General features: G+C 42.2%; 18 protein-coding genes, 1 tRNA gene and 1 pseudogene. 15 read left to right on the top strand and 5 right to left on the bottom strand.

Features of this window, described 5'->3' with window-relative positions; all coding sequences use genetic code 11:
* Window positions 1–64: 64 nt before the first annotated feature.
* Window positions 65–1,483 (top strand): nicotinate phosphoribosyltransferase, encoded by a 1,419-nt coding sequence (locus AC1RM2_RS01500; protein ID WP_492982689.1) that lies wholly within the window; start codon window positions 65–67, stop codon window positions 1,481–1,483.
* Between the two features lie 7 nt (window positions 1,484–1,490).
* Window positions 1,491–2,399, top strand: a complete 909-nt coding sequence (locus AC1RM2_RS01495) for a ribose-phosphate diphosphokinase (RefSeq protein WP_492982687.1) — start codon at window positions 1,491–1,493, stop codon at window positions 2,397–2,399.
* Between the two features lie 465 nt (window positions 2,400–2,864).
* On the opposite strand, the gene AC1RM2_RS01490 is transcribed toward AC1RM2_RS01495, so the two are convergent.
* A complete protein-coding gene (locus AC1RM2_RS01490) occupies window positions 2,865–3,107 on the bottom strand; it encodes a hypothetical protein (protein ID WP_492982685.1) in 243 nt (80 codons plus the stop codon).
* Between the two features lie 171 nt (window positions 3,108–3,278).
* On the opposite strand from AC1RM2_RS01490, the gene AC1RM2_RS01485 reads away from it, so the two are divergent.
* The 3 genes from AC1RM2_RS01485 to AC1RM2_RS01475 all read left to right on the top strand — a co-directional run bounded on the left by AC1RM2_RS01485 (window position 3,279) and on the right by AC1RM2_RS01475 (window position 7,325).
* The gene (locus AC1RM2_RS01485) at window positions 3,279–5,534 is read left to right on the top strand and encodes a TlpA family protein disulfide reductase (protein ID WP_492982683.1); all 2,256 of its coding nucleotides are present in this window, start codon (window positions 3,279–3,281) and stop codon (window positions 5,532–5,534) included.
* Between the two features lie 69 nt (window positions 5,535–5,603).
* Complete coding sequence (locus tag AC1RM2_RS01480; RefSeq protein ID WP_492982681.1) at window positions 5,604–6,263, top strand: tRNA1(Val) (adenine(37)-N6)-methyltransferase; 660 nt, start codon at window positions 5,604–5,606, stop codon at window positions 6,261–6,263.
* Between the two features lie 564 nt (window positions 6,264–6,827).
* Window positions 6,828–7,325: a metallophosphoesterase family protein gene (locus AC1RM2_RS01475; protein ID WP_492982679.1), complete on the top strand. Its 498-nt coding sequence runs from the start codon at window positions 6,828–6,830 to the stop codon at window positions 7,323–7,325.
* Window positions 7,326–7,493: 168 nt separating this feature from the next.
* Here AC1RM2_RS01475 and rnhA read toward each other — a convergent pair whose 3' ends face one another.
* Window positions 7,494–7,964, bottom strand: a complete 471-nt coding sequence (gene rnhA / locus AC1RM2_RS01470; protein WP_492982677.1) for a ribonuclease HI — start codon at window positions 7,962–7,964, stop codon at window positions 7,494–7,496.
* Between the two features lie 119 nt (window positions 7,965–8,083).
* A complete protein-coding gene (locus AC1RM2_RS01465; RefSeq protein WP_492982675.1) occupies window positions 8,084–10,195 on the bottom strand; it encodes a heavy metal translocating P-type ATPase in 2,112 nt (703 codons plus the stop codon).
* A gap of 99 nt (window positions 10,196–10,294) precedes the next feature.
* Between AC1RM2_RS01465 and AC1RM2_RS01460 the strand changes: the two genes are divergently transcribed.
* Window positions 10,295–10,368, top strand: a tRNA-His gene (locus tag AC1RM2_RS01460).
* On the opposite strand, the gene AC1RM2_RS01455 is transcribed toward AC1RM2_RS01460, so the two are convergent.
* Both AC1RM2_RS01455 and AC1RM2_RS01450 read right to left on the bottom strand, forming a co-directional pair.
* The gene (locus AC1RM2_RS01455; RefSeq protein ID WP_492982673.1) at window positions 10,364–11,890 is read right to left on the bottom strand and encodes a recombinase family protein; all 1,527 of its coding nucleotides are present in this window, start codon (window positions 11,888–11,890) and stop codon (window positions 10,364–10,366) included. The genes AC1RM2_RS01460 and AC1RM2_RS01455 overlap by 5 nt on opposite strands.
* On the bottom strand, window positions 11,887–12,048 hold the full coding sequence (locus AC1RM2_RS01450; protein ID WP_492982671.1) for a hypothetical protein: 162 nt from the start codon (window positions 12,046–12,048) through the stop codon (window positions 11,887–11,889). The genes AC1RM2_RS01455 and AC1RM2_RS01450 overlap by 4 nt, the downstream gene beginning before the upstream one ends.
* Before the next feature lie 148 nt (window positions 12,049–12,196).
* On the opposite strand from AC1RM2_RS01450, the gene AC1RM2_RS01445 reads away from it, so the two are divergent.
* The 9 genes and pseudogenes from AC1RM2_RS01445 (at window position 12,197) to AC1RM2_RS01405 (ending at window position 19,082) form a co-directional block, all read left to right on the top strand.
* The gene (locus tag AC1RM2_RS01445) at window positions 12,197–13,066 is read left to right on the top strand and encodes an SIR2 family protein (protein WP_492982669.1); all 870 of its coding nucleotides are present in this window, start codon (window positions 12,197–12,199) and stop codon (window positions 13,064–13,066) included.
* 334 nt (window positions 13,067–13,400) lie between these two features.
* Complete coding sequence (locus AC1RM2_RS01440) at window positions 13,401–13,586, top strand: hypothetical protein (RefSeq protein ID WP_492982667.1); 186 nt, start codon at window positions 13,401–13,403, stop codon at window positions 13,584–13,586.
* Between the two features lie 40 nt (window positions 13,587–13,626).
* Entirely contained in the window at window positions 13,627–14,655 is a 1,029-nt protein-coding gene (locus tag AC1RM2_RS01435) for a hypothetical protein (RefSeq protein WP_492982665.1), read from the top strand.
* 431 nt (window positions 14,656–15,086) lie between these two features.
* Window positions 15,087–16,751 (top strand): alkaline phosphatase PafA, encoded by a 1,665-nt coding sequence (gene pafA, locus AC1RM2_RS01430; protein ID WP_492982663.1) that lies wholly within the window; start codon window positions 15,087–15,089, stop codon window positions 16,749–16,751.
* A gap of 1 nt (window position 16,752) precedes the next feature.
* Window positions 16,753–17,187: a hypothetical protein gene (locus tag AC1RM2_RS01425; protein ID WP_492982661.1), complete on the top strand. Its 435-nt coding sequence runs from the start codon at window positions 16,753–16,755 to the stop codon at window positions 17,185–17,187.
* 5 nt (window positions 17,188–17,192) lie between these two features.
* On the top strand, window positions 17,193–17,576 hold the full coding sequence (locus AC1RM2_RS01420) for a hypothetical protein (RefSeq protein WP_492982659.1): 384 nt from the start codon (window positions 17,193–17,195) through the stop codon (window positions 17,574–17,576).
* Window positions 17,577–18,282: 706 nt separating this feature from the next.
* Window positions 18,283–18,606: a hypothetical protein gene (locus AC1RM2_RS01415; protein WP_492982657.1), complete on the top strand. Its 324-nt coding sequence runs from the start codon at window positions 18,283–18,285 to the stop codon at window positions 18,604–18,606.
* 194 nt (window positions 18,607–18,800) lie between these two features.
* Window positions 18,801–18,863 (top strand): annotated as a pseudogene (locus AC1RM2_RS01410) (hypothetical protein); the annotation flags it as partial.
* Window positions 18,864–18,875: 12 nt separating this feature from the next.
* Window positions 18,876–19,082, top strand: a complete 207-nt coding sequence (locus tag AC1RM2_RS01405) for a hypothetical protein (RefSeq protein ID WP_492982655.1) — start codon at window positions 18,876–18,878, stop codon at window positions 19,080–19,082.
* Window positions 19,083–19,217 lie beyond the last annotated feature (135 nt).

Raw genomic sequence — 19,217 nt, 5'->3', positions numbered from 1 at the left:
TTCTTAAAAAGCTCAGGCCAGTTTTTGAACACAATTATATAGATTCACCTTAACAATTAACACCATGAAACGCGAAAACTTAGTACTGCTGGCCGATGCCTACAAGTACGCTCACCATAAATTGTACTATCCAGGTACCACCAAAATTTACAGCTACCTGGAAAGCAGGGGAGGGATGTTTGATGAAACCATCTTTTTCGGTCTGCAATACTTTTTAAAGGAATACCTGCAGGGCCCGGCATTTACCCAACAGGACCTGGACGAGGCAGATGGCTTTTTAAAACAGGTTTTTGGCCGCGATGATGTATTTGATAAAAGCAAATTTCAATACATACTGGATAAATACGATGGCAAACTACCCGTAAGGATAAAAGCCGTAGCCGAGGGCACCGCTGTACCAACAGGCAACGCCTTAATGACCATTGAAAATACCGACCCGGAATGCTACTGGCTCACCAATTTTTTAGAAACCCTGCTGATGCAGGTTTGGTACCCCTGCACCGTTGCAACCCTGAGTAACCAGATAAAAAAGGTAGTGACACAGTATTATAAGGAAACTGCCACACCCGGTGCAGAGGCCGGTATAGACTTTGTGCTGAACGATTTTGGTTTCCGGGGCGTAAGCAGTGTGGAGAGTGCAAAAATCGGCGGGGCGGCCCATTTGCTCAATTTTAACGGCAGCGATAACCTTGCAGGTTCTGTAATGGCCATTAATTACTACAAGGCCCAAAAGGTGTACGGCATGAGCATACCGGCTACGGAGCATAGTATTTGTACTTTGCTGGGTAGGGAAGGAGAGCTGGAAGTTTTCAGGCACGTGCTCAGAACTTTCCCCACCGGTATTATTGCCTGCGTATCTGATAGCTACAATATTTTTAAGGCCTGTAGCGAGTATTGGGGAACGGAGCTGCGCGACGAAATCCTGAACCGCGACGGCACCCTCGTGATCCGCCCCGATAGCGGCGACCCGGTTATGACCTTGTTGGAGATTTTCAATATCCTGTTTGATAAATTTGGTTTTATCACCAATGCCAAAGGTTACAAAGTACTGCCGCCGCAAGTGAGGGTGATACAGGGCGACGGTGTAAACTATACCGAGATTGGCAATATTTACAAAGCCTTAAAAGATAACGGCATAAGTGCCGAAAACCTGGTATTGGGCATGGGCGGCGCTTTGCTGCAAAAGGTTGACCGTGATACACAAAAGTTTGCCCTGAAATGTAGCAGCGCCATTGTAAACGGGCAGGAGGTTAGGGTAGAGAAAAGTCCGACTGAAATGGACGCTGATGGCAACATTACCCCAAGCTTTAAAAAGAGCAAGGGCGGCCGGTTAAAGCTGGTTAAAATTGATGGAAAGTTCAAAACTGTTAACGAGGACGACGAACCCGGAGCAGAAGACCTGCTGCAAACTGTTTTTGAGAACGGGGAATTGATAAATACTATTAGTTTTGAGCAGGTAAAGGCAAATGTAAGCGCCAATTGAAATCAGCATGAAAAAGTTACTGTTCGCGATAAAAGATTATGAATACCTGGCCCAAAAAGTAATGGCCTGCGGAACGTTTGAAAAAGGGCAAATAGAGGTAAGCACCTTTACCGACGGTGAACGCTACCAACGCATCCTGTCCCAAATTGAAAACCGCGACGTCATCCTGATAGGCGGCACCGTAACCGACGAAGCGACACTGGAATTGTATGACCTGGCATCCTCATTAGTGAGCTATGGCGCTAATTCCTTAACGCTCGTGATCCCTTACTTTGGCTACTCTACCATGGAACGTGCAGTGCTGAGCGGCGAAATTGTAACCGCCAAAACCCGTGCAAGGCTCATCTCGGCCATCCCCAAATCAAACCGGGGCAACAAAGTGGTTTTGTTCGATCTGCATTCCGAAGGCATCCAGTACTATTTTGAACACGACCTGTACCCGGTGCATGTGTACTGTAAAGACCTGGTGATAAAAGCCGCCCTCAAATACGGCGGCGATAATTTTGTAATGGCCAGCACCGATGCAGGCAGGGCCAAATGGGTAGAATCATTAGCTAATGACATGGGCGTAAATGCCGCCTTTATCCTGAAGCGCCGGCTAAAAGGCGATCATACGGAAGTAAGCGCCATAAACGCAGACGTTGCCGGCAAAACGGTGATTATTTATGATGACATGATCCGCTCAGGCGGCAGCATCATCAACGCCGCCCAAACCTATAAAAACGCCGGCGCGGGTGATATTTATGTGATAACCACACATGGGCTGTTCATCAATAATGGCATCGACCGGCTAAAAAACAGCGGCCTCATCAAAAAATTGATCAGTTCAGATTCGCATATGAATATGCAGGCCATCGGCGATGATGATTTTGTGGAGGTAAACAGTTTGGCGGAGTTGATTTGTTCGGTGATTTAGGATTTACAATTATTAGCATTACTAAATATGTGGCAAATTCAATCCCATATGTTATTGCGGGGAGCGAAGCAATCTCAATGATACAAGGCGAATACGCACAGGTTCGCGATTGCTTCGTTCTTTATAATGACGTGTTTGTAAGTTGTTGACTATCAATATTAAATATCCGTCATTGCGAGGCACGAAGCAATCCCCGACATACTCAGTCCCACATAGTTTGGGATTGCTTCGTGCCTTATAATGACGTGTTTGTAAGTTACTGACTGTCAATATCAAATATCCGTCATTTCGAGGCACGAAGCAATCCCCGACATGCTAAGTCCCACATAGTTTGGGATTGCTTCGTGCCTCGCAATGACGGTAGTTTTGGACATTGGTTTAACTATATTTCGTTGCACGTCATCCCCATTTTTTTTCAGGATCATCCTGATGGATACTCGCAATGACACGGTGACGGGGTAAATATTAATTCGCCAGGTGATCTTCAACAACTTTAGCTGCTTTTTTTGAAAGTATTGTTTTTTGTTCTACTACATCCGCAGCAGCCTTTTTAAAGCTTTTTTTGATGGTGCGCTCCAGTTTTTTGCGGTTATCGGCGCCGTCATCGGTCAGGAACAAATAAGCTACGGCACCTGCGGCCAGCGCGCCAACAGCTATTGAAGCTATCAAAAATGTATGGTCTTGTTTTTTTACAAATGGATTTTTCATAGTCGTAATTTTTATTTTATAACAACTCCGGGCGGTTTTGGTTCTAATTCATTTTAATTGGTGTTAAATGGGCAATAAATAAATATGGAAAATATAATATTGGGTATCATTAATCCGTAGCCCGTATTATCAGTCAAATATTCGCCTATATTTGATATACCTGCTACCACAATGAAAAAACTAACCTTATTTGCCTGTTTCATTCTTTTTATTTTTAATGCTTCGGCCCAGCGTATCATTAATAACCCTGCCTTTTTTGCCAACAACGCTCAGGGACTAAGCATCAGCAAGGTAACCATTAGCGATACGGCTACGCTGGTTAGTTTTAAAACAGATTATCACTCAGATACCTGGTTTCGGATGCCATCGGGTCTTTACCTGGTTAACGCCGATCAAAAATTAAAGATCAGATCCGTCGATAGCCTTCAGTTAGGTAAAAGTACCCTCATAAAAGGGGGCAAAATTTCATTTACCTGCAATTTTCCGCCTGTAAGTATCCATACGAAAAGGATAGACATTGCCGAACCCGACTGCCAGCAGCAGTGTTTCAACATTTGGGATATTGAACTACCGGATATATCAGTCCCCGAAGCTTTGGCAGGCGATTGGTTTAAAACAAACGGTAGCAAACAATGGGAGTTGGGTGTTTACAACAGTAAGCTTGCTTACAATAGCAGGTTATGGAACTATACTTTTGTGAACCGGCGGGGTGAAAATATATTGATTGGCTTAAAAGACGGCGACCACAAGCTCACTTTAACGCTGAAAACAGGCGGCAATGGCCGGCTATATATTATTGGAAAAAAAACGGCTGTAGTGTTATTTAACAACGCGGCTGCCGGCAAAACCAAAATAGCCGATAACAAAAACGCTTTTACCCTGGCAAACGTTTACAAAACCGGCATGGCCGAATACGCAGGATATATAAAAGGATACTCGCCCCGGATGGGGTTTAACACCGGGCAGGTATTTGTTAATAACGCGGTTACAGGGGGACAGGAAAATTACCTTGTAAAAATTGCGGACGACGGAAGTTTTAAAGTAAGTTTCCCGGTGAATTATACAAAGCAATGTTACGTGCATTTTCCTTTTTCATACGCCGCTATATGCTTTGAAGCCGGTAAAAGGGTATTCCAAAAGTTTGATGTGACGGGCAGTGCGGTAACTACCAGTTTTATGGGCGATAATGCCATCCTAAATAACGATTTATACCATACACAGTTTATTTTATTGGGTATTGACTGGCTTAAAGTTAGAAAAGATGTGCTGGACCTTACTCCCGCACAATACAAAGCCTATTACATCAATCTGCGCCAGGAGCGGCTGGGGATTTTAAATAATTACCGGTTACAAAATGGAATGACTACGCAGGCATATAACCTGGCGCGGCTCGGTATTACCTATACTTTAACCCAGTTTTTATTTAAATATAACGCCGAGAAATGGGAAGCTTACCGGCAAGTAAATAACATCAACCCGCAAAACAAACGCAGCCAATTGCCGCCGGTAAAACTCGAAAAAGCCTATTATTCCTTTTTTAAGGATGTTACTTTTAACGATCCGCTGGCGATAGTTTCTGCCGATTATTCATTTTTTAGCAGCAACTTAAAGAATAATGAAGAAGTTTTAGCAGCTCAACGCCAATACATTTTCGATTATGTAACGCGGTCGAAAAAAACAAAAATGTCGGAGCCCGACGCCGCATTCCTGGATATAATGCTGGCCGATGCAAAACAAGACCGCATCGTACAGCTAAAAGGCGATGAGCAAAAAATGATCCGTACAAATGTGTTAAAGGGAATTATAGACGCCGACATGAGTTTTGATCTTCAACTGATGGACGCGCAGGATACCACAAGTAAAATAGAAGCCAGTTTTGTGCCGCTTTCGCCACTACAGCTTGCAGCTATGCGTACGCACTTTACAAACCCGTATGTTTTTTCATTACTGAAAGGCTACAATACAAATATTGCCAGTAAAATTGAGTCTAATAAAAAACAAACTGGCTATGCAAAGCATGAAATACGTCAATTACCTGCCGATAGCATTTTTTCGTCCATCATCAACAAATACAAAGGCAAAACCGTTTATGTTGATTTTTGGGCAACCTGGTGCAGTCCGTGCTTGCAGGCAATTAAAGAAATTGCCCCCTTAAAAGACGAATTGAAGGATGATAAGAACATCGTTTTTGTTTACATCACCAATCAAACATCGCCGATAGGCGCGTACAACGGAATGATACCAAATATAAAAGGAGAGCATTACCGGGTGAGCGCTGATGAATGGAATCAATTAACAAGCCAGTTCCAGATCAACGGTATTCCGCATTATATATTGGTGAAAAATGGCGAGATCAACAATCTTAAATACCAGCCTTTTGATTATAATACATTAAAGAGCCGGTTGCTTGATACCCCTGGTAATTAACAATTTTGCCTTACTTTCGCATTCATGTTCCATTTTAAACAATTCAGTGTTGACCAAAGTGGCTGTGCCATGAAAATAAACACTGATGGTGTTTTATTGGGTGCCCTGGCAAGTGCTGATAAGCCAAAATTCATATTGGATATTGGTACAGGAACAGGCGTAATTGCCCTAATGCTGGCCCAGCGCTTTGGTGATGCCAGCATCCACGCTGTAGAAATTGATGAAGGCGCGGCAAGCACTGCCGGCAGCAATTTTAAAAGCTCGCCATTCGCGGATAGGCTCATGGTTTATCCTTCAGGGTTTAAAGAATTTTTTGAGGGACATCCCGGTAGCAAATATGACCTGATTGTTTCCAATCCGCCATTTTACATCAATTCCCTGTTATCGCCGGGCGCTAAAAAGAACCAGGCTAAACATGCGGCGGATGGATTTTTTGAGGAGTTGATCCAATCTGTTTCTAACCAGCTTAACAGCAATGGGGTTTGTTGGCTGGTGTTACCACCCGATACGGCTGACATAGTAAAGGCCCTGACCACAAAATCCGGATTGTACTTGCAAAAGGCCATAAAAATCAGGTCCTTTGAAAAAGACGAGCCTCACCGTGAAATTGTGGTGCTGGGCTTTCAGGAAATTTCGGCAGAAATAACTACCTTAACCATCTATAACGGTATAAACGTTTATTCGGAAGCATATAAACTTATACTACAGCCTTATTTTTTAGCCTTTTAGCATGAGAACCTTATCAATAATCTTAACCCTTTTGTTAATTGTACCATTTTTGGGCTGCTTGTTTATAGCTTACCAAAGTTACTCTATGACAATGCGGCTTTCGTTCTCTCATCAAAGCGATAAAAGGCTTTTGATACAGTTGGTCTGGCCTGCGTTTATTTATGTGTTTTTTGGGGTTGTGGCAATTATATTGCACAAAATGGAGAAATATCTTGAGAACAGTGTGATGTGTACCACTTTGATTGCTTCTTTTATTGTATCGTACACAATGAGTATGATTGTTAACTTGCTGTTTTTATGGGTAAAATAAATCTGACATCTTCCGCGGGGTTAGCATAGCATAATTCCTGGGAAATGCTTGCAGAAGCCTTTAACTTCAGTGCCGCTGCCGCGAGTTTAGCGTAGCGCAACTCGTGGTTAACCATTATGTAAGCTTCCAGCTTACATAATTCAGCTGAAAGCTGAAACCATGATACACACGGGCTGAATGCCCGCGTGAGCTATTTGTTTTATGTCTTAACTCTTGATTCTTGACTCTTGGCTCTTTAAAACTATCTTTACCCCATGACCCGCATTGGCCTGATATCCGATACCCACAGCTACCTTGATGAAGCAGTTTTTAAGCATTTTGACAACTGCGACGAGATATGGCATGCCGGCGATTTCGGCACCATCGAACTTGCCGTTCGGCTGGCAGCTTTTAAGCCGCTCAAAGGCGTTTTTGGAAATATAGATGATAAAGATGTTCGTGAGGTATACCCAGAAAACCTGCGCTTTAACTGCGAGGGCGTTGATGTGTGGATGACACATATAGGCGGTTACCCCGGCAGGTACAGCCAGCATATTAAGGCCGAAATTTACAGTAATCCACCCAAGCTATTTATTACCGGTCACTCCCATATTTTAAAAGTGATACCCGACAAAAAGCTACACCTGCTGCACCTCAATCCCGGCGCGGCGGGCAAGCAAGGCTGGCACAAAGTGCGTACCCTGATGCGCTTTAATATCGATGGCGAAAAGATCCAGGATTTGCAGGTGATAGAATTGGCCGTAAGGTATTAAAACCACCGGTTAAACAGGAACTTCTTAAACGACTAAAAATTGAATTTTTTTGTAGATTTTTTGTAGATATTTTGTTGCTTTTTTGGCGTATTTGTACCTGTTTTTTGTGCTTTTTTGTGCCAAATTTGAACAGAAACGCAGTTTTAAGAAGTTTTGGGAGTGCAAAAATTACATCAATCCAGCCTTTGCATTTTCAACCTCAAAAACAGAGTCGATAAGCAGTGGCGCGCGCTTCCCGGCGGCTACGGCCAACTGGTCGCAACGCTCATTTTCGGGGTGGCCGTTGTGGCCGCGTACCCAGGTGAATTTTACCTGGTGCAGTTTGCTAACATTTAAATAACGCATCCAAAGGTCCTTGTTTTTTTTACCGGCAAAGCCTTTGGCAACCCAACCGTTAACCCAGCGTTTTTCGATAGAGTCGATCACGTATTTGGAGTCGGAGAAGATCATAACCTGCTGATTAGGCGCTTTTAATGCTTCCAGTCCTTTAATAACAGCCATCAGTTCCATACGGTTATTGGTTGTTTTGCGGAAACCTTCGGATAGCTCTTTATAATGCTGTCCCGAGCGCAATATCACCCCGTACCCGCCTGGCCCGGGGTTACCGCTTGATGCACCGTCTGTAAATATCTCGATCATTTATTAGTTCATGGTTGATGGTTCATAGATCATGGTGAATCACAAACCGCTGTTCGGGTCAAAAATAATAAACTTTATTAGTTTAACACCAGCTTGAAGCGGCCATGAACCACGAACTATTAACCATCAACTCTCTTCACCTTCAGCCTCAGCGAATTACCAATTACCACCACATCAGAAAAAGCCATGGCAAAGGCACCCACCATAGGGTTTAAAAAGCCGAACGCGGCTACCGGAATAGCTATAATATTGTAGGCAAATGCCCAAAATAGGTTTTGCTTAATGGTAAGCAGCGTATGTTTACTAATCTGCAAAAACTTAATAACCGAATGTAAATCAGTATTTAACAACACCACGCTGGCCGACTGTATAGCCACCTGGCTCGCATCGTTCATGGATACACCTACATCGGCCTTGGTAAGGGCAGGGGCGTCGTTAATGCCGTCGCCTATCATTATGGTTTTGCCTTTTTGTTTGTAAATGTCAATTACTTTAAGTTTTTCATCGGGCAGTTTTTCGGGGTGAACTTCGGTAATACCTATCTGGCTGGCAACTTTAAGGCAACGGTTTTGTTTATCGCCGCTTAAAAGTACAGGAGTGATATTCATCTTTTTAAGTTTCGATATCAATAAAGCAGTTTTGGGCTTAATCTCATCGTCTATAGCAATTTGGGCCAGCAGGCTTTGATTTTTATACAGCGAAAGGTTAAAATGATCTTCCGTGTTTTGTTTTGCAGTACCTAAAAAGTAGTGGTTACCATTTACATCTTCGGCACGCATTCCCAGTCCTTTTTCTTCCTGAACAGATTTTAAGATCACTTTTTGCTGCGGCATCTTTTTTAAGCCCCAAACCAATGATTTGGCAATAGGGTGGTTTGAACGTTCTTCAATGGCCGTGACTATCCCCCGAATTAATTCCAGGTCTGCCCCAGCTTCTGCCTTAATCTCGTTAATGGTGAATTTCCCCGTGGTCAGCGTGCCTGTTTTATCAAAAACTACGTATTTGGTATTTGCGACAGCTTCAATAGTATCCCCTCCTTTAATCAGGATGCCATTTTTAGCGGCGCGACCCAAACCTACCATAACTGCGGTAGGAGTAGCCAATCCCATAGCGCAAGGGCACGATATCACCAGCACGGCTATGGCGTTCATCAATGATTTTTGCATGCCTTCGCCACCTGCAAAAAAGGTAAGCACAAAAGTGATCAACGCTATCAATATCACCGTAGGCACAAATATAGATGCCACCTTATCACCTAATTTTTGCACAGGTGGTTTGACGGCTTGCGCCTTTTTCATTAAATCGATAATTTGCGACAGGATGGTATTGGAGCCAACCTTAGTGGCCAACATATGGAAGTTGCCATTTATTACAATGGTGCCACCAATTACTTTATCGTATTTATCTTTTTCAACGGGAATGCTTTCGCCGGTAAGCAGGGCTTCGTCAACAGAGGCGCTGCCTGAAAGGATCTCGCCATCAACAGGTACTTTGTCCCCTTGGTTTACTATGAGAGTATCGCCCGGACGAACGTCTTTAGCGCTGATTACCTCAATACTTCCGTTAACTATCCTGGTGGCATTTACCTGTTGAAATTTAATCAGATCCTTTACAGCCGATGTAGTTTGTGTAACCGAACGTTTCTCAAAAACATTACCCAATAACACCAATGTTATGATGGTAGCGCAGGTTTCATAAAACTGGTATTGCGCTCCCAAACCCTGTATTGTACCAACAAGGCTGTATACAAATGCCGATGTAGAACCGATAAATATTAGTACATCCATATTCGGTACGCCACCTTTTACTGAGCTCCAGGCGCTTTTACCAAAATGCATGCAGCCCACTATGAAAACCGGGAGGCATAAAAGTAACTGGACAATGGGTTGATGTAAAAAATGCCATGGCAACAGCATATGGAGTAAAAGTGGCGCCGTAAAGATGGCGCAGAAGATAAATTTGTTCTCTACCAGCTCATAAAATGCCGGCGAATGCAGGTTTATATCGTCAATTACCTTAAATCCTAAATTTTGTATCCCTTTTATTACTTCGGGTAGTTTGGATTCGTCGTCGGTCGAGAATTTTACTTCTTCACCTGCAAAATCAACCAGTATATTATGTAACCCTTTTTTTTCGAGGAGTTTATGGATAGACATGGCGCAATTATTACAATGCATCCCGGTCACGTTCAGTTCAATTAATTGCTCGGCCATAGGTACAAATTTAGTCATTAATAATAATCGTTCTAAATAAATGAGGTAAGGCTAATGTAATTTTAAAAAAGAGTTTGCAAATAGGCCGAAGATTTCTATTTTTGCACTCTCCAAACGGTAGATGTAGCTCAGTTGGTTAGAGCATCGGTTTGTGGTACCGAGGGTCGTGGGTTCGAGCCCCATCATTTACCCTTCACGGGGCAAGAGATTTTCAGAAGTCTTTTGCCCCTTTTTTCTTCCTGTTAATTGTCTGTTTGTCAGGTATATAGATCGAAAGCTATCACTCACTTTAGCGGTTCGATGTTTTAGATTTTCAAAAGTGATTTTTTCCGGAAACATCGAACCAATTAGTCTTCTTTTTTCCTCATCGGTTGATTTACAATAAATTACATTTAAATTAGCAAAAGTTGTGATTGCTTTATCTATTATGGGCTCTAATTGGCTTTTGGTATACTTGTTCTTCCCTAATTCAGCAAGTTGAGCTTCTGTAACCAATATTCCCCGCTCACAAGCTGCTTTTATTTCCTTGTATTCTGCACCATCAAGATCACCGGCCAATAATAACTCCCGCGCTTTGGATAGTCGGTTATTTAACTCTGTAAGCTGTTTTGCCAAAGAAATCTTATACTCCTTATATCCAACGGTGTCATTTGCGTACTCGTCAAGAATGACCATTTTAAACAATTCAATAGCACGGGAATTGAGAATATACAAATCAAGAAATTTTAAAAATTCATTGTTAACCTCATCTGCTTTATACCTGCAACCACATTCAGAACAACAGTGGTAATAGTAATAATACATACTTCGTCCTCTTGAACCGCTTGTACATAGTGTGCGGGGGCACCTTGAACAACTGATAAAGCCTTTTAAAGGAAAATTTGTATTGGTAATAATTTTCGTCTTTGTCGTCCGCTTGTTGCCGTCTAATATTTCCTGGACTTCGTAAAACAAGGATTCTGTTATAATTGGTTCATGTAAGCCTATAACTGTAAAAGCATCTTCATCCTTATATTGTGCTATGGGAATCCTACCACAATAGATCGGATTGCGAACGAGCCTTAAAAAATTATTTTTACTGCAATCCAACCCTGATTCAACCGCTTTTTTAAATACCTGTTCGGTGGAAAATTTGCCTTTGGAGATTTCCTTAAAAGCCCATTTCATTAATTCAGCCTGCTCTCCGTCAGGACTGATATACTTTTTGCCGTTTTCTGCGGTACGGTTGATATAACCCACCGGCGCGAGGCCGGGCCAGCGTCCTTCCTTCCTTGCTCTCCGTATACCATAAAACGTATTTAACCCACGACGGTCGTTCTCGATTTCAGGGGCTGTAAGGTAAATGGCCAGCATCATCTTGTTTTCCGGTACAGTCATATCCAAAGGCTGCTCAATGGCCTGTGGTTCTACGCCATACGACTTTAATGTACTGATCATATTGTACGCATCAGGGGCATTGCGGCTAAACCTGTCCCATTTCGTAAATAGTATCAAATTCGACTTATTGCGATGTTGTCGCAAGTACTTTAAAAGCTTATCCCATTCCGGGCGGTTAAATGTTTTCGCCGAATGATCTTCGTAGATAATTTTACGAACAGTAATATTGGTGTCGTTACAATACTTTTGCAATCTTTCTGCCTGGTCGCGTTGTGAATATCCTTTATCGGCCTGTTCATCGGTACTAACCCGAATATATAAGTCAGCTATTTTCATTTTTTAAAGTTCTGATTTACTATCAATTTCGCCAAAAAATACATCAAATCCAAGATTTCTTCCGCTTTTTTTGGAGTGACAATAATGCCATTTCTGGCCAAAACTTCAATCGCTTTCTCCGTTGTGATATTACGTTTTTCAAGTAATTTGTTCCTCATCGACAATTCAATAAGGAGCAATAATGCATGTTATAATAGCAAACCTGCGGGGTTTTCAATGGGGTGACCCCTTCGATAGGTATTATCTTGCAATAGGAATATTACTTATATTCGCTCACCATATAAACCATTCATACACAATTTATTCATGAAAGACTTTGCGCTCCTGATCGGCAACGACATCAACAACATCAAACCAGGCAAGAGCTGGAAAGAATTATTAGATGACATCACCACCTATTGTGGCGTTAGTCATATTAACCGGGATGACAAGCCATTTCCTATGCTTTATGAGGAAATATTTCTAAGTGCAATACGCACCAAGATGATGGATGAAAAAGACCTTAAAACCTATATCGCGGGTATTGTTTCTAAAATAGAACAAAATGAAATCCACGAACAGATCAGAGCGTTAAATGTGCCGCATATCATGACGACAAATTATGAGTTTTCTATTGAAGGGGTGATTCCGAAAAGCAATAGCAGCCTTGTCGTGGAAAGACTTTACAGCGTTTTTAGAAAACATGAACTAAGCGGTACAACCTACTGGCATTTGCATGGTGATTGCAATAATCCGATGTCCATTAATTTAGGGTACGAGCATTATTGCGGCGAACTGCAAAATATGAGGAACTACACGATATCAGGCACTAACTACAAGACCGACGGTATCTTAAAGGAATCGCTGGCCAAGCGTTTAGCCAAAGAAGGACAGGTCAATTACCAATCGTGGATCGATCTGTTCTTCACAAAGAATATCTATATTTTCGGATTAGGTCTGGATTTTGTAGAATCGGATCTTTGGTGGCTGATCACCTACCGGGCGCGAAGCAAGTATTACAAAAACAAATTCCAGGTGAATAATAAAATTTCTTACTTCATCCCTGCTGAATATGAAAAGCGCTCAAAAGCCAAATTAGAGATATTAAGAGCAAATGATGTTGATGTTGTGGTGGTAAATAAACCCAAAGGGGTACCATACTATAGTGACATTTTAGATAGGCTTAACAAATTATAGCCAGCAATTATGAAAATATCAAATACACTGTTTACCTATATCGTTTACATCTTACTATTCACTTCCTCACTCGCGATAGTCGCTATACATTGGGAATTGGTTCATAGGCATTTCCTATTCAGCCCTAAAGGTATATCCAACTATCTTGACCAGTATGCAAACTATAAAGCCTTGTTTACAGGCACGGTAGCTACAACGGCAGCGTTTCTTGGGTTGAAAAGGCTTCAAGTAGCAGCAAGAAGCTAATACAGATAAACTTAGACAAGATCGATTCATTGAGTGGAAAGCCGTACTTGAAGGACGTTTCTTTGAAATTGAAAAAACAGATCCATTAATGAAAAGGCCATTTATTAAAGAAAGATGGAATTTGTTTTGCCTTTTACACACCCATGATTTTAATGTTACCACCAAAGAACAGTTACTGAAAGCTTTTGATATTTTTAGTACGTCCATTCAGTTTTTTGAAACATTCAACCAAAATTACATGAAAAACGGCGAGGCCTACCCGAGTAAAGATTAATGCCCAGGCCAGGGTTTCAGAGCTGGAAGCAGCACTCCAAATGAACCAAAACCTGCCTGTTTATGTAGAAGTGCGGAATTTCATAACCAAAAACAAGATCGTGGAGGCGCATTTTATAACAAACGGCCTTCAGGAAAAACTCCGCGTACAGCAGCAGATGATCCGCGAACTGGAAAAAAACCAGGCAGACACTGGCCGGCAAATCGGTCTTTTGCAGCAAAACCCTATTCCCGCCGATATGATTGGCCTGAAGAGATTACTGGAGGAAACTCAAAAAAACCTGACCCACCTGGAAACATTGACACAGCAATTCGAGGAAAATTTCCAGCTGGCATTAAAAAGTGAAAAGATCGACTTGGCCGCCATTGGCCGTCAGCTCGGAGTTTGTGATAAATCCATCGACGTATTAAATGAGACCTACCTTAAACTAAGGGAGCTGCAGGAAAACATCACTGCGATGCAAAGTAATTTATTGATCAATGAAAAAAATCGGGAATTAAAACGGCTGGAAGCAGCCCATACCCAACTCGAAGGAACTTTGGTCGGTCTTAACACTTTGAAGGATAAAGTTTCAGACTTCCTCTTAGCCAAGATCAACGCGGTCTTTAACCAGAAAACCATTAACGAGATCTATCGCAAGATCGACCCTCACCCGGACTTGAAAGAGATCAAACTTGTTCCTGAATTTAATGATGTCAAACCCCGCTTAAATATTTATGCGGCTGATGCAGATGGGAACAACCAGGTCAATCCCTCGCTGTATTTGAGCTCCGCCCAGATCAATATTTTGTCGTTAAGCATATTTTTAGCCAAAGCGCTCCAGAACAAGGAAACGATTATCAATACCATTTTCATGGATGACCCGATTCAATATCTCGATTCTATCAATGTTCTGTCATTCATCGATCTGATCCGAACCATTACGACAGACAGCGAGATCGACCGCCAAGTGGTTATTTCAACACACGATGAAAATTTTTTTAAGTTGCTTCAGCGAAAGTTCGACACTGCTTATTATCCATCAAAATTTATAAAATTTGACTCTTATGGTAAAGTGGCGGGTAATTGATTAATAAATCGCTATCCAAAAGAATTAAAGAATAAACAGTTCGCGTACCTTTTGTCTTGCGCCGGAATGGAGTGGTCACATACGTCAGAATCACCAATAAAGACTTAAATCGCCTGCAGCGGTATTTCCCCCATAGATAAGCTCGTCGTCTCTGGCAAACTGCATCGGCCCCGTTCATCCAGACGACCGGGAAGCTTTCGCTTCATTCCAAGACGATTAACCGACCGACCCTCACTCCGAAAACAGGCAGTAGGACATCTTTTACCCGCATCCTACCCTTAAAGAAGAAAAAGCCCCAGCAATACCAGGGAAACGCAAAAAAGTGGCGCTGCCTTCAAATTAAGTTTTCCGTGCGCTTTTATCAACGTTAGCGATTTGTAATTGCCAGGTTTTATGCATATAATTAACTCATAATCAACTTTGTCGACTTTATGCGCCTAATCCAAAAGAAATGTACTTCCGAACAATTGTTAAAAAGCGTGGTTATCGCTATATCGCTGTTATCGACAAGTGTTACTGCTACCGCACAAGTAGCTAAAACTAAGTTGATTGTCGGGATTGTTGTGGACCAAATGCGGTACGATTATTTGTCCAGGTATCGGAGTAAATTTTCAGAAAACGGCTTTAATCGTCTGATGCAGAACGGCTATAATTGTATCGATACGCATATTAATTATATTCCCACTTATACCGCGCCGGGTCATGCCTCCATTTATACCGGCGCTGTCCCCGCTATCCACGGAATCATTGGTAATGATTGGTATGATAAGCAAACACTGCACATTACCTATTGCGTGGAGGATTCTAGCGTAACCACTATTGGTTCGGATTCTCGTGCAGGACAAATGTCTCCCCATAACCTACAGGTGACAACCATTGGTGATGAAATGCGCTTGAATTCGCATTTTGAGTCCAAGGTCATCGGTATTGCCCTGAAGGATCGTAGTTCGGTATTGCCCGGTGGACACTTGGGCAATGCTGCTTATTTTTTTGATTATAAGAACAAAGTCTGGATCACGTCTTCTTATTATGAAGCACGGCTGCCAGACTGGGTTGCAGACTTTAACAATGGTATTAAACAACAATTCCTGGAAAACACAACTTGGGAAACGCTATTGCCGATCACGCAATACACAGAAAGTGACCTTGATAACATGTCCTACGAAGGAAAGTTAAAAAGTGAGTATGCTCCTGTATTTCCTCATAAGTACTTAGCCACAGACACCATATCCGCGATTACCAGCAGTCCGATCGGCAATAAACTGGTGCTTGAATTTGCGAAATCTACCATTGTTAATGAAAAGCTTGGAAGTGGAAAATATACAGATCTATTGGCCGTTAGTCTTTCGTCCACCGATTATATCGGACATATGTACGGCCCAAGGAGTATTGAAGTAGAAGATTGTTACCTTCGGCTTGATCTGGAACTGGCCTCCTTTATCATGTTTTTGGATAAAAAGCTCGGAAAGGACGCTTATACCTTGTTTCTTACAGCTGATCACGGCGTCGCTGACAACGTTTCCTTTTCACAGCAGTACAGAATACCCGCAGGACTGGTTTCCCTTCAGGGCAGTATGAAGGACCTGGAAATATCTTTAAAAAAACAGTACGGAGATTTCAACTGGATTAAAAGTTTCCTTGCCCCTATGTTGTTTTTAAATGACACTACGATAAAACACACCAAGATCAACCGTCAGGTAATCAAGGAGTCAATCAATGAGTACCTGTCGAAGATACCTGGCGTTTACAAAGTGGTCGACCTCGCCAATCTGGATAAGGAAATTATCGACGAAAAACTAAAAACTATGATTAAAAACGGGGCGGTTAGCAAGCTAACCGGCGATTTGATCGTTATTCTGAAATCCGGCTGGTTTGAAGGTTACGGAATGTCCGGGTCAACCCATGGGGCCTGGTACAATTACGATACCCATATCCCCCTAATCTGGTACGGTAATCGTATTAGCCCGGGCATTGATGTAAGCCAGGTTGACATAACGGATATATCACCTACAATAGCCGCGATGCTACAGATACAGGAACCCAGCGGCTCCGTTGGTAAAATCATACCGGGTATTTTTAAACCAAACCCCAAATAAAATGGCAGTAAAGAACAACACCAGCTGGGGGACTTATATTCCCTGGTACCTCACCGTAATTTGTACTCTCTCGCTGTGTCTGATCGCATGGTACCTTTACCTGAATATCGAATGGTTTAAGGCTAACGGTACCAGCAATAAAGAGATGATGAAGGACGGCCAATACTTGATCTTTTTCTACACCACTTATATCGGTTTGTTAAAAAGGTCGTTGGGGATTATTACAGGTATTGCCATCACCTTTATTGGCCTTGGCGTTTCATTCTATGAAATGAATAAGGAAACAAAATTAGACCTGAAGGGATTCGCGAAACTGGCCTCGGTGTCTCCAGGACTGATAGCCATCTTGCTGGGATGTTACTTGATTATTAAATCGATTGAAAGTAAGGATACGATGAAATTTGCCGATCCTACAAAAACGGAGAAAAAAAAATAGACAAGATGAAAAAAAAGATCATGCTACTCTTATTACTGGGATTTTCCGTACGGCTGGCCCGTGCACAGCTGGTAAACGCCAAGCCGGAGGAAATCAAGATCACATGTAAGGTATTAAAGTCATTGCTCGACTTTGATTTTAAAAATACGGATTATGAAAAAGTACTGGTCACATATATGACCTATAATCATATGAACGAAATCTGCCAGGTGCCGCCCGATATGAAGTTATACATGTTCAATTTCTTCAGGATCAATCACAAATTCATCGACCAGCTCAATGTTTCGGTAAACTCGACTGCATCTAAACCCCTTTCAACTGCGGGGCCTAAAAAGAAGGAGGCGGAATTCAAAAGCAGCATGCCTTTCGTCGTCGAAACCAGCAATTAACTTAATGTTTTTAGTATAGGTAAATATCCACAGCATGCCATGGTACTCATTGTAATCTCGCATGGCGTACAGCCATTTCGCCGCTGAATAATACAGCATCGATTTTTTTAGCCAGGTGTGGTACCATTTTATCCGCCATTGACACCAAATCGGGATAAGCGATTGCCAAGATCATCATCCGGTGGATTCGAAGAGGGAATACCAGCAGGCACTCTTGTTTTTTCGAAATAGTTAGTTGAAGACATCAACTGACGGGTGTGTATCTTCAGGTCAAGCCGGAAAAGGGAGAATTAATTTAAGATACCCCCCCCCCAAAAAAATGTAAAAAGAGTGTTACCATCTTACGTATCATCAGCCCTTACGGCAAGAAATACAAAAATAAATTTCGCTCATGCATATAGGTAGATAGCTCAATACCACGATTTTTCGTATCGGATAGTTGGAGGAGGTAGTTGCTGGACGCAATCACAGCAAGGCCATTGTTCTTGTTTGTGTCGTGCCAAGCAAATTCATTTGATTGGGTTGCGTCTAACGTCAACATCAAGCGACTTAGATGTTCGCACTTAGGAACAATTACAATATCGAGTTTATGAGCATACAACAAATACGCTTTAGCCCTAGATGCTCCTTTCGAAGTAAAAATACCTTTCGAGTTCAAACGTAAGTTTTCTCCTTTTGTCATTCGCATCAAACTGATTTGCAGGAGATGCGCGAAAAAGTTATACAAGCGTTTTCCGTGGCTCCCGGATTGCCGGAAGACCGCAATGCGCACATGACACTGGTGGAAGAAGTCTATGTTACCGATGCCGATCACTCCTTATCCATAGAACATTATAAAGTATCGCCCGAACTGATCGGACGGGTTAAAATCGGAAAATGGGATAAGGATGGCAGTGATGATAAAGGACACCGAATGCAAATTGCCGCCAGGCGTTGTTATCTCACTTTTCAGGAAGTTAAGACTAGCATTCAAAAGATACTTAAAGGTGCGAATCCGGGAAATGTCGCAGCGCGGGATCACAGTAAATAGGACAGATCACTTTTGAACCAAGTGTTTCAGCTGGGCTTTTAAAGCCGTCGGACCTTGTGGGTTACCGCAGCCATCAGGTTTACATCGGCGGCGCAAAGCATGTGCCGCTTAGCGTCGAAGCTATGCGCGATGTTATGCCGGTTCTATTTGAATTATTGGAAGAAGAACCGTAAGCATCAGTAAGAGCAGTACTCGGCCATTTTACATTTGTATTTAAACACCCATACTGGGATGGGGATGGAAGGATGGGTCGGTTTTTGATGAACAGTATGGAGGCTTCAGAGGGCTATCCCTCGACAGCCATCCCTGTAGAACGGAGACAGGGATATAGGAAAGCATTAAAATCAGCAAGCGTTAGTCGTGATATAACTCCATTTGCCGGATCGACAGCAGGCCTTGTAAGTAAACTTTTAAACGGCAAGCCCGAGGCAAACTGGATCATGCTCATCACGAATGACAATAAACTTATAACATAGCATTGGTGAGTAATTCAAAGTCTTTCCCAACCAAGCTTTTCATTCGTTGATTGTGTTCTTGAAAAACAATATAAAAAGAAAGCACTGCTATTCCTGACAAAATAGTATTTCTTTTCTTACTATTATCTTTTCTTA

It is taken from the genome of Mucilaginibacter sp. GW822-FHT03E02, assembly GCF_058801545.1.
Note: the sequence above shows the minus strand (reverse complement) of the source record. Positions and strands in the feature narration are given on the sequence as shown.

What these genes read in the sequence shown, in the direction of transcription:
- AC1RM2_RS01455 (WP_492982673.1), bottom strand. Translation starts at nt 11,890, where the DNA reads ATGAAAATAGCTGACTTATATATTCGGGTTAGTACCGATGAACAGGCC.
- AC1RM2_RS01490 (WP_492982685.1), bottom strand. Translation starts at nt 3,107, where the DNA reads ATGAAAAATCCATTTGTAAAAAAACAAGACCATACATTTTTGATAGCT.
- AC1RM2_RS01445 (WP_492982669.1), top strand. Translation starts at nt 12,197, where the DNA reads ATGAAAGACTTTGCGCTCCTGATCGGCAACGACATCAACAACATCAAA.
- AC1RM2_RS01435 (WP_492982665.1), top strand. Translation starts at nt 13,627, where the DNA reads ATGAACCAAAACCTGCCTGTTTATGTAGAAGTGCGGAATTTCATAACC.
- AC1RM2_RS01405 (WP_492982655.1), top strand. Translation starts at nt 18,876, where the DNA reads ATGGAGGCTTCAGAGGGCTATCCCTCGACAGCCATCCCTGTAGAACGG.
- AC1RM2_RS01485 (WP_492982683.1), top strand. Translation starts at nt 3,279, where the DNA reads ATGAAAAAACTAACCTTATTTGCCTGTTTCATTCTTTTTATTTTTAAT.
- pafA (WP_492982663.1), top strand. Translation starts at nt 15,087, where the DNA reads ATGCGCCTAATCCAAAAGAAATGTACTTCCGAACAATTGTTAAAAAGC.
- AC1RM2_RS01480 (WP_492982681.1), top strand. Translation starts at nt 5,604, where the DNA reads ATGAAAATAAACACTGATGGTGTTTTATTGGGTGCCCTGGCAAGTGCT.
- AC1RM2_RS01420 (WP_492982659.1), top strand. Translation starts at nt 17,193, where the DNA reads ATGAAAAAAAAGATCATGCTACTCTTATTACTGGGATTTTCCGTACGG.
- AC1RM2_RS01495 (WP_492982687.1), top strand. Translation starts at nt 1,491, where the DNA reads ATGAAAAAGTTACTGTTCGCGATAAAAGATTATGAATACCTGGCCCAA.
- AC1RM2_RS01465 (WP_492982675.1), bottom strand. Translation starts at nt 10,195, where the DNA reads ATGACTAAATTTGTACCTATGGCCGAGCAATTAATTGAACTGAACGTG.
- AC1RM2_RS01475 (WP_492982679.1), top strand. Translation starts at nt 6,828, where the DNA reads ATGACCCGCATTGGCCTGATATCCGATACCCACAGCTACCTTGATGAA.
- AC1RM2_RS01500 (WP_492982689.1), top strand. Translation starts at nt 65, where the DNA reads ATGAAACGCGAAAACTTAGTACTGCTGGCCGATGCCTACAAGTACGCT.
- AC1RM2_RS01425 (WP_492982661.1), top strand. Translation starts at nt 16,753, where the DNA reads ATGGCAGTAAAGAACAACACCAGCTGGGGGACTTATATTCCCTGGTAC.
- AC1RM2_RS01440 (WP_492982667.1), top strand. Translation starts at nt 13,401, where the DNA reads ATGAAAAGGCCATTTATTAAAGAAAGATGGAATTTGTTTTGCCTTTTA.
- AC1RM2_RS01450 (WP_492982671.1), bottom strand. Translation starts at nt 12,048, where the DNA reads ATGAGGAACAAATTACTTGAAAAACGTAATATCACAACGGAGAAAGCG.
- AC1RM2_RS01415 (WP_492982657.1), top strand. Translation starts at nt 18,283, where the DNA reads ATGCGCGAAAAAGTTATACAAGCGTTTTCCGTGGCTCCCGGATTGCCG.
- rnhA (WP_492982677.1), bottom strand. Translation starts at nt 7,964, where the DNA reads ATGATCGAGATATTTACAGACGGTGCATCAAGCGGTAACCCCGGGCCA.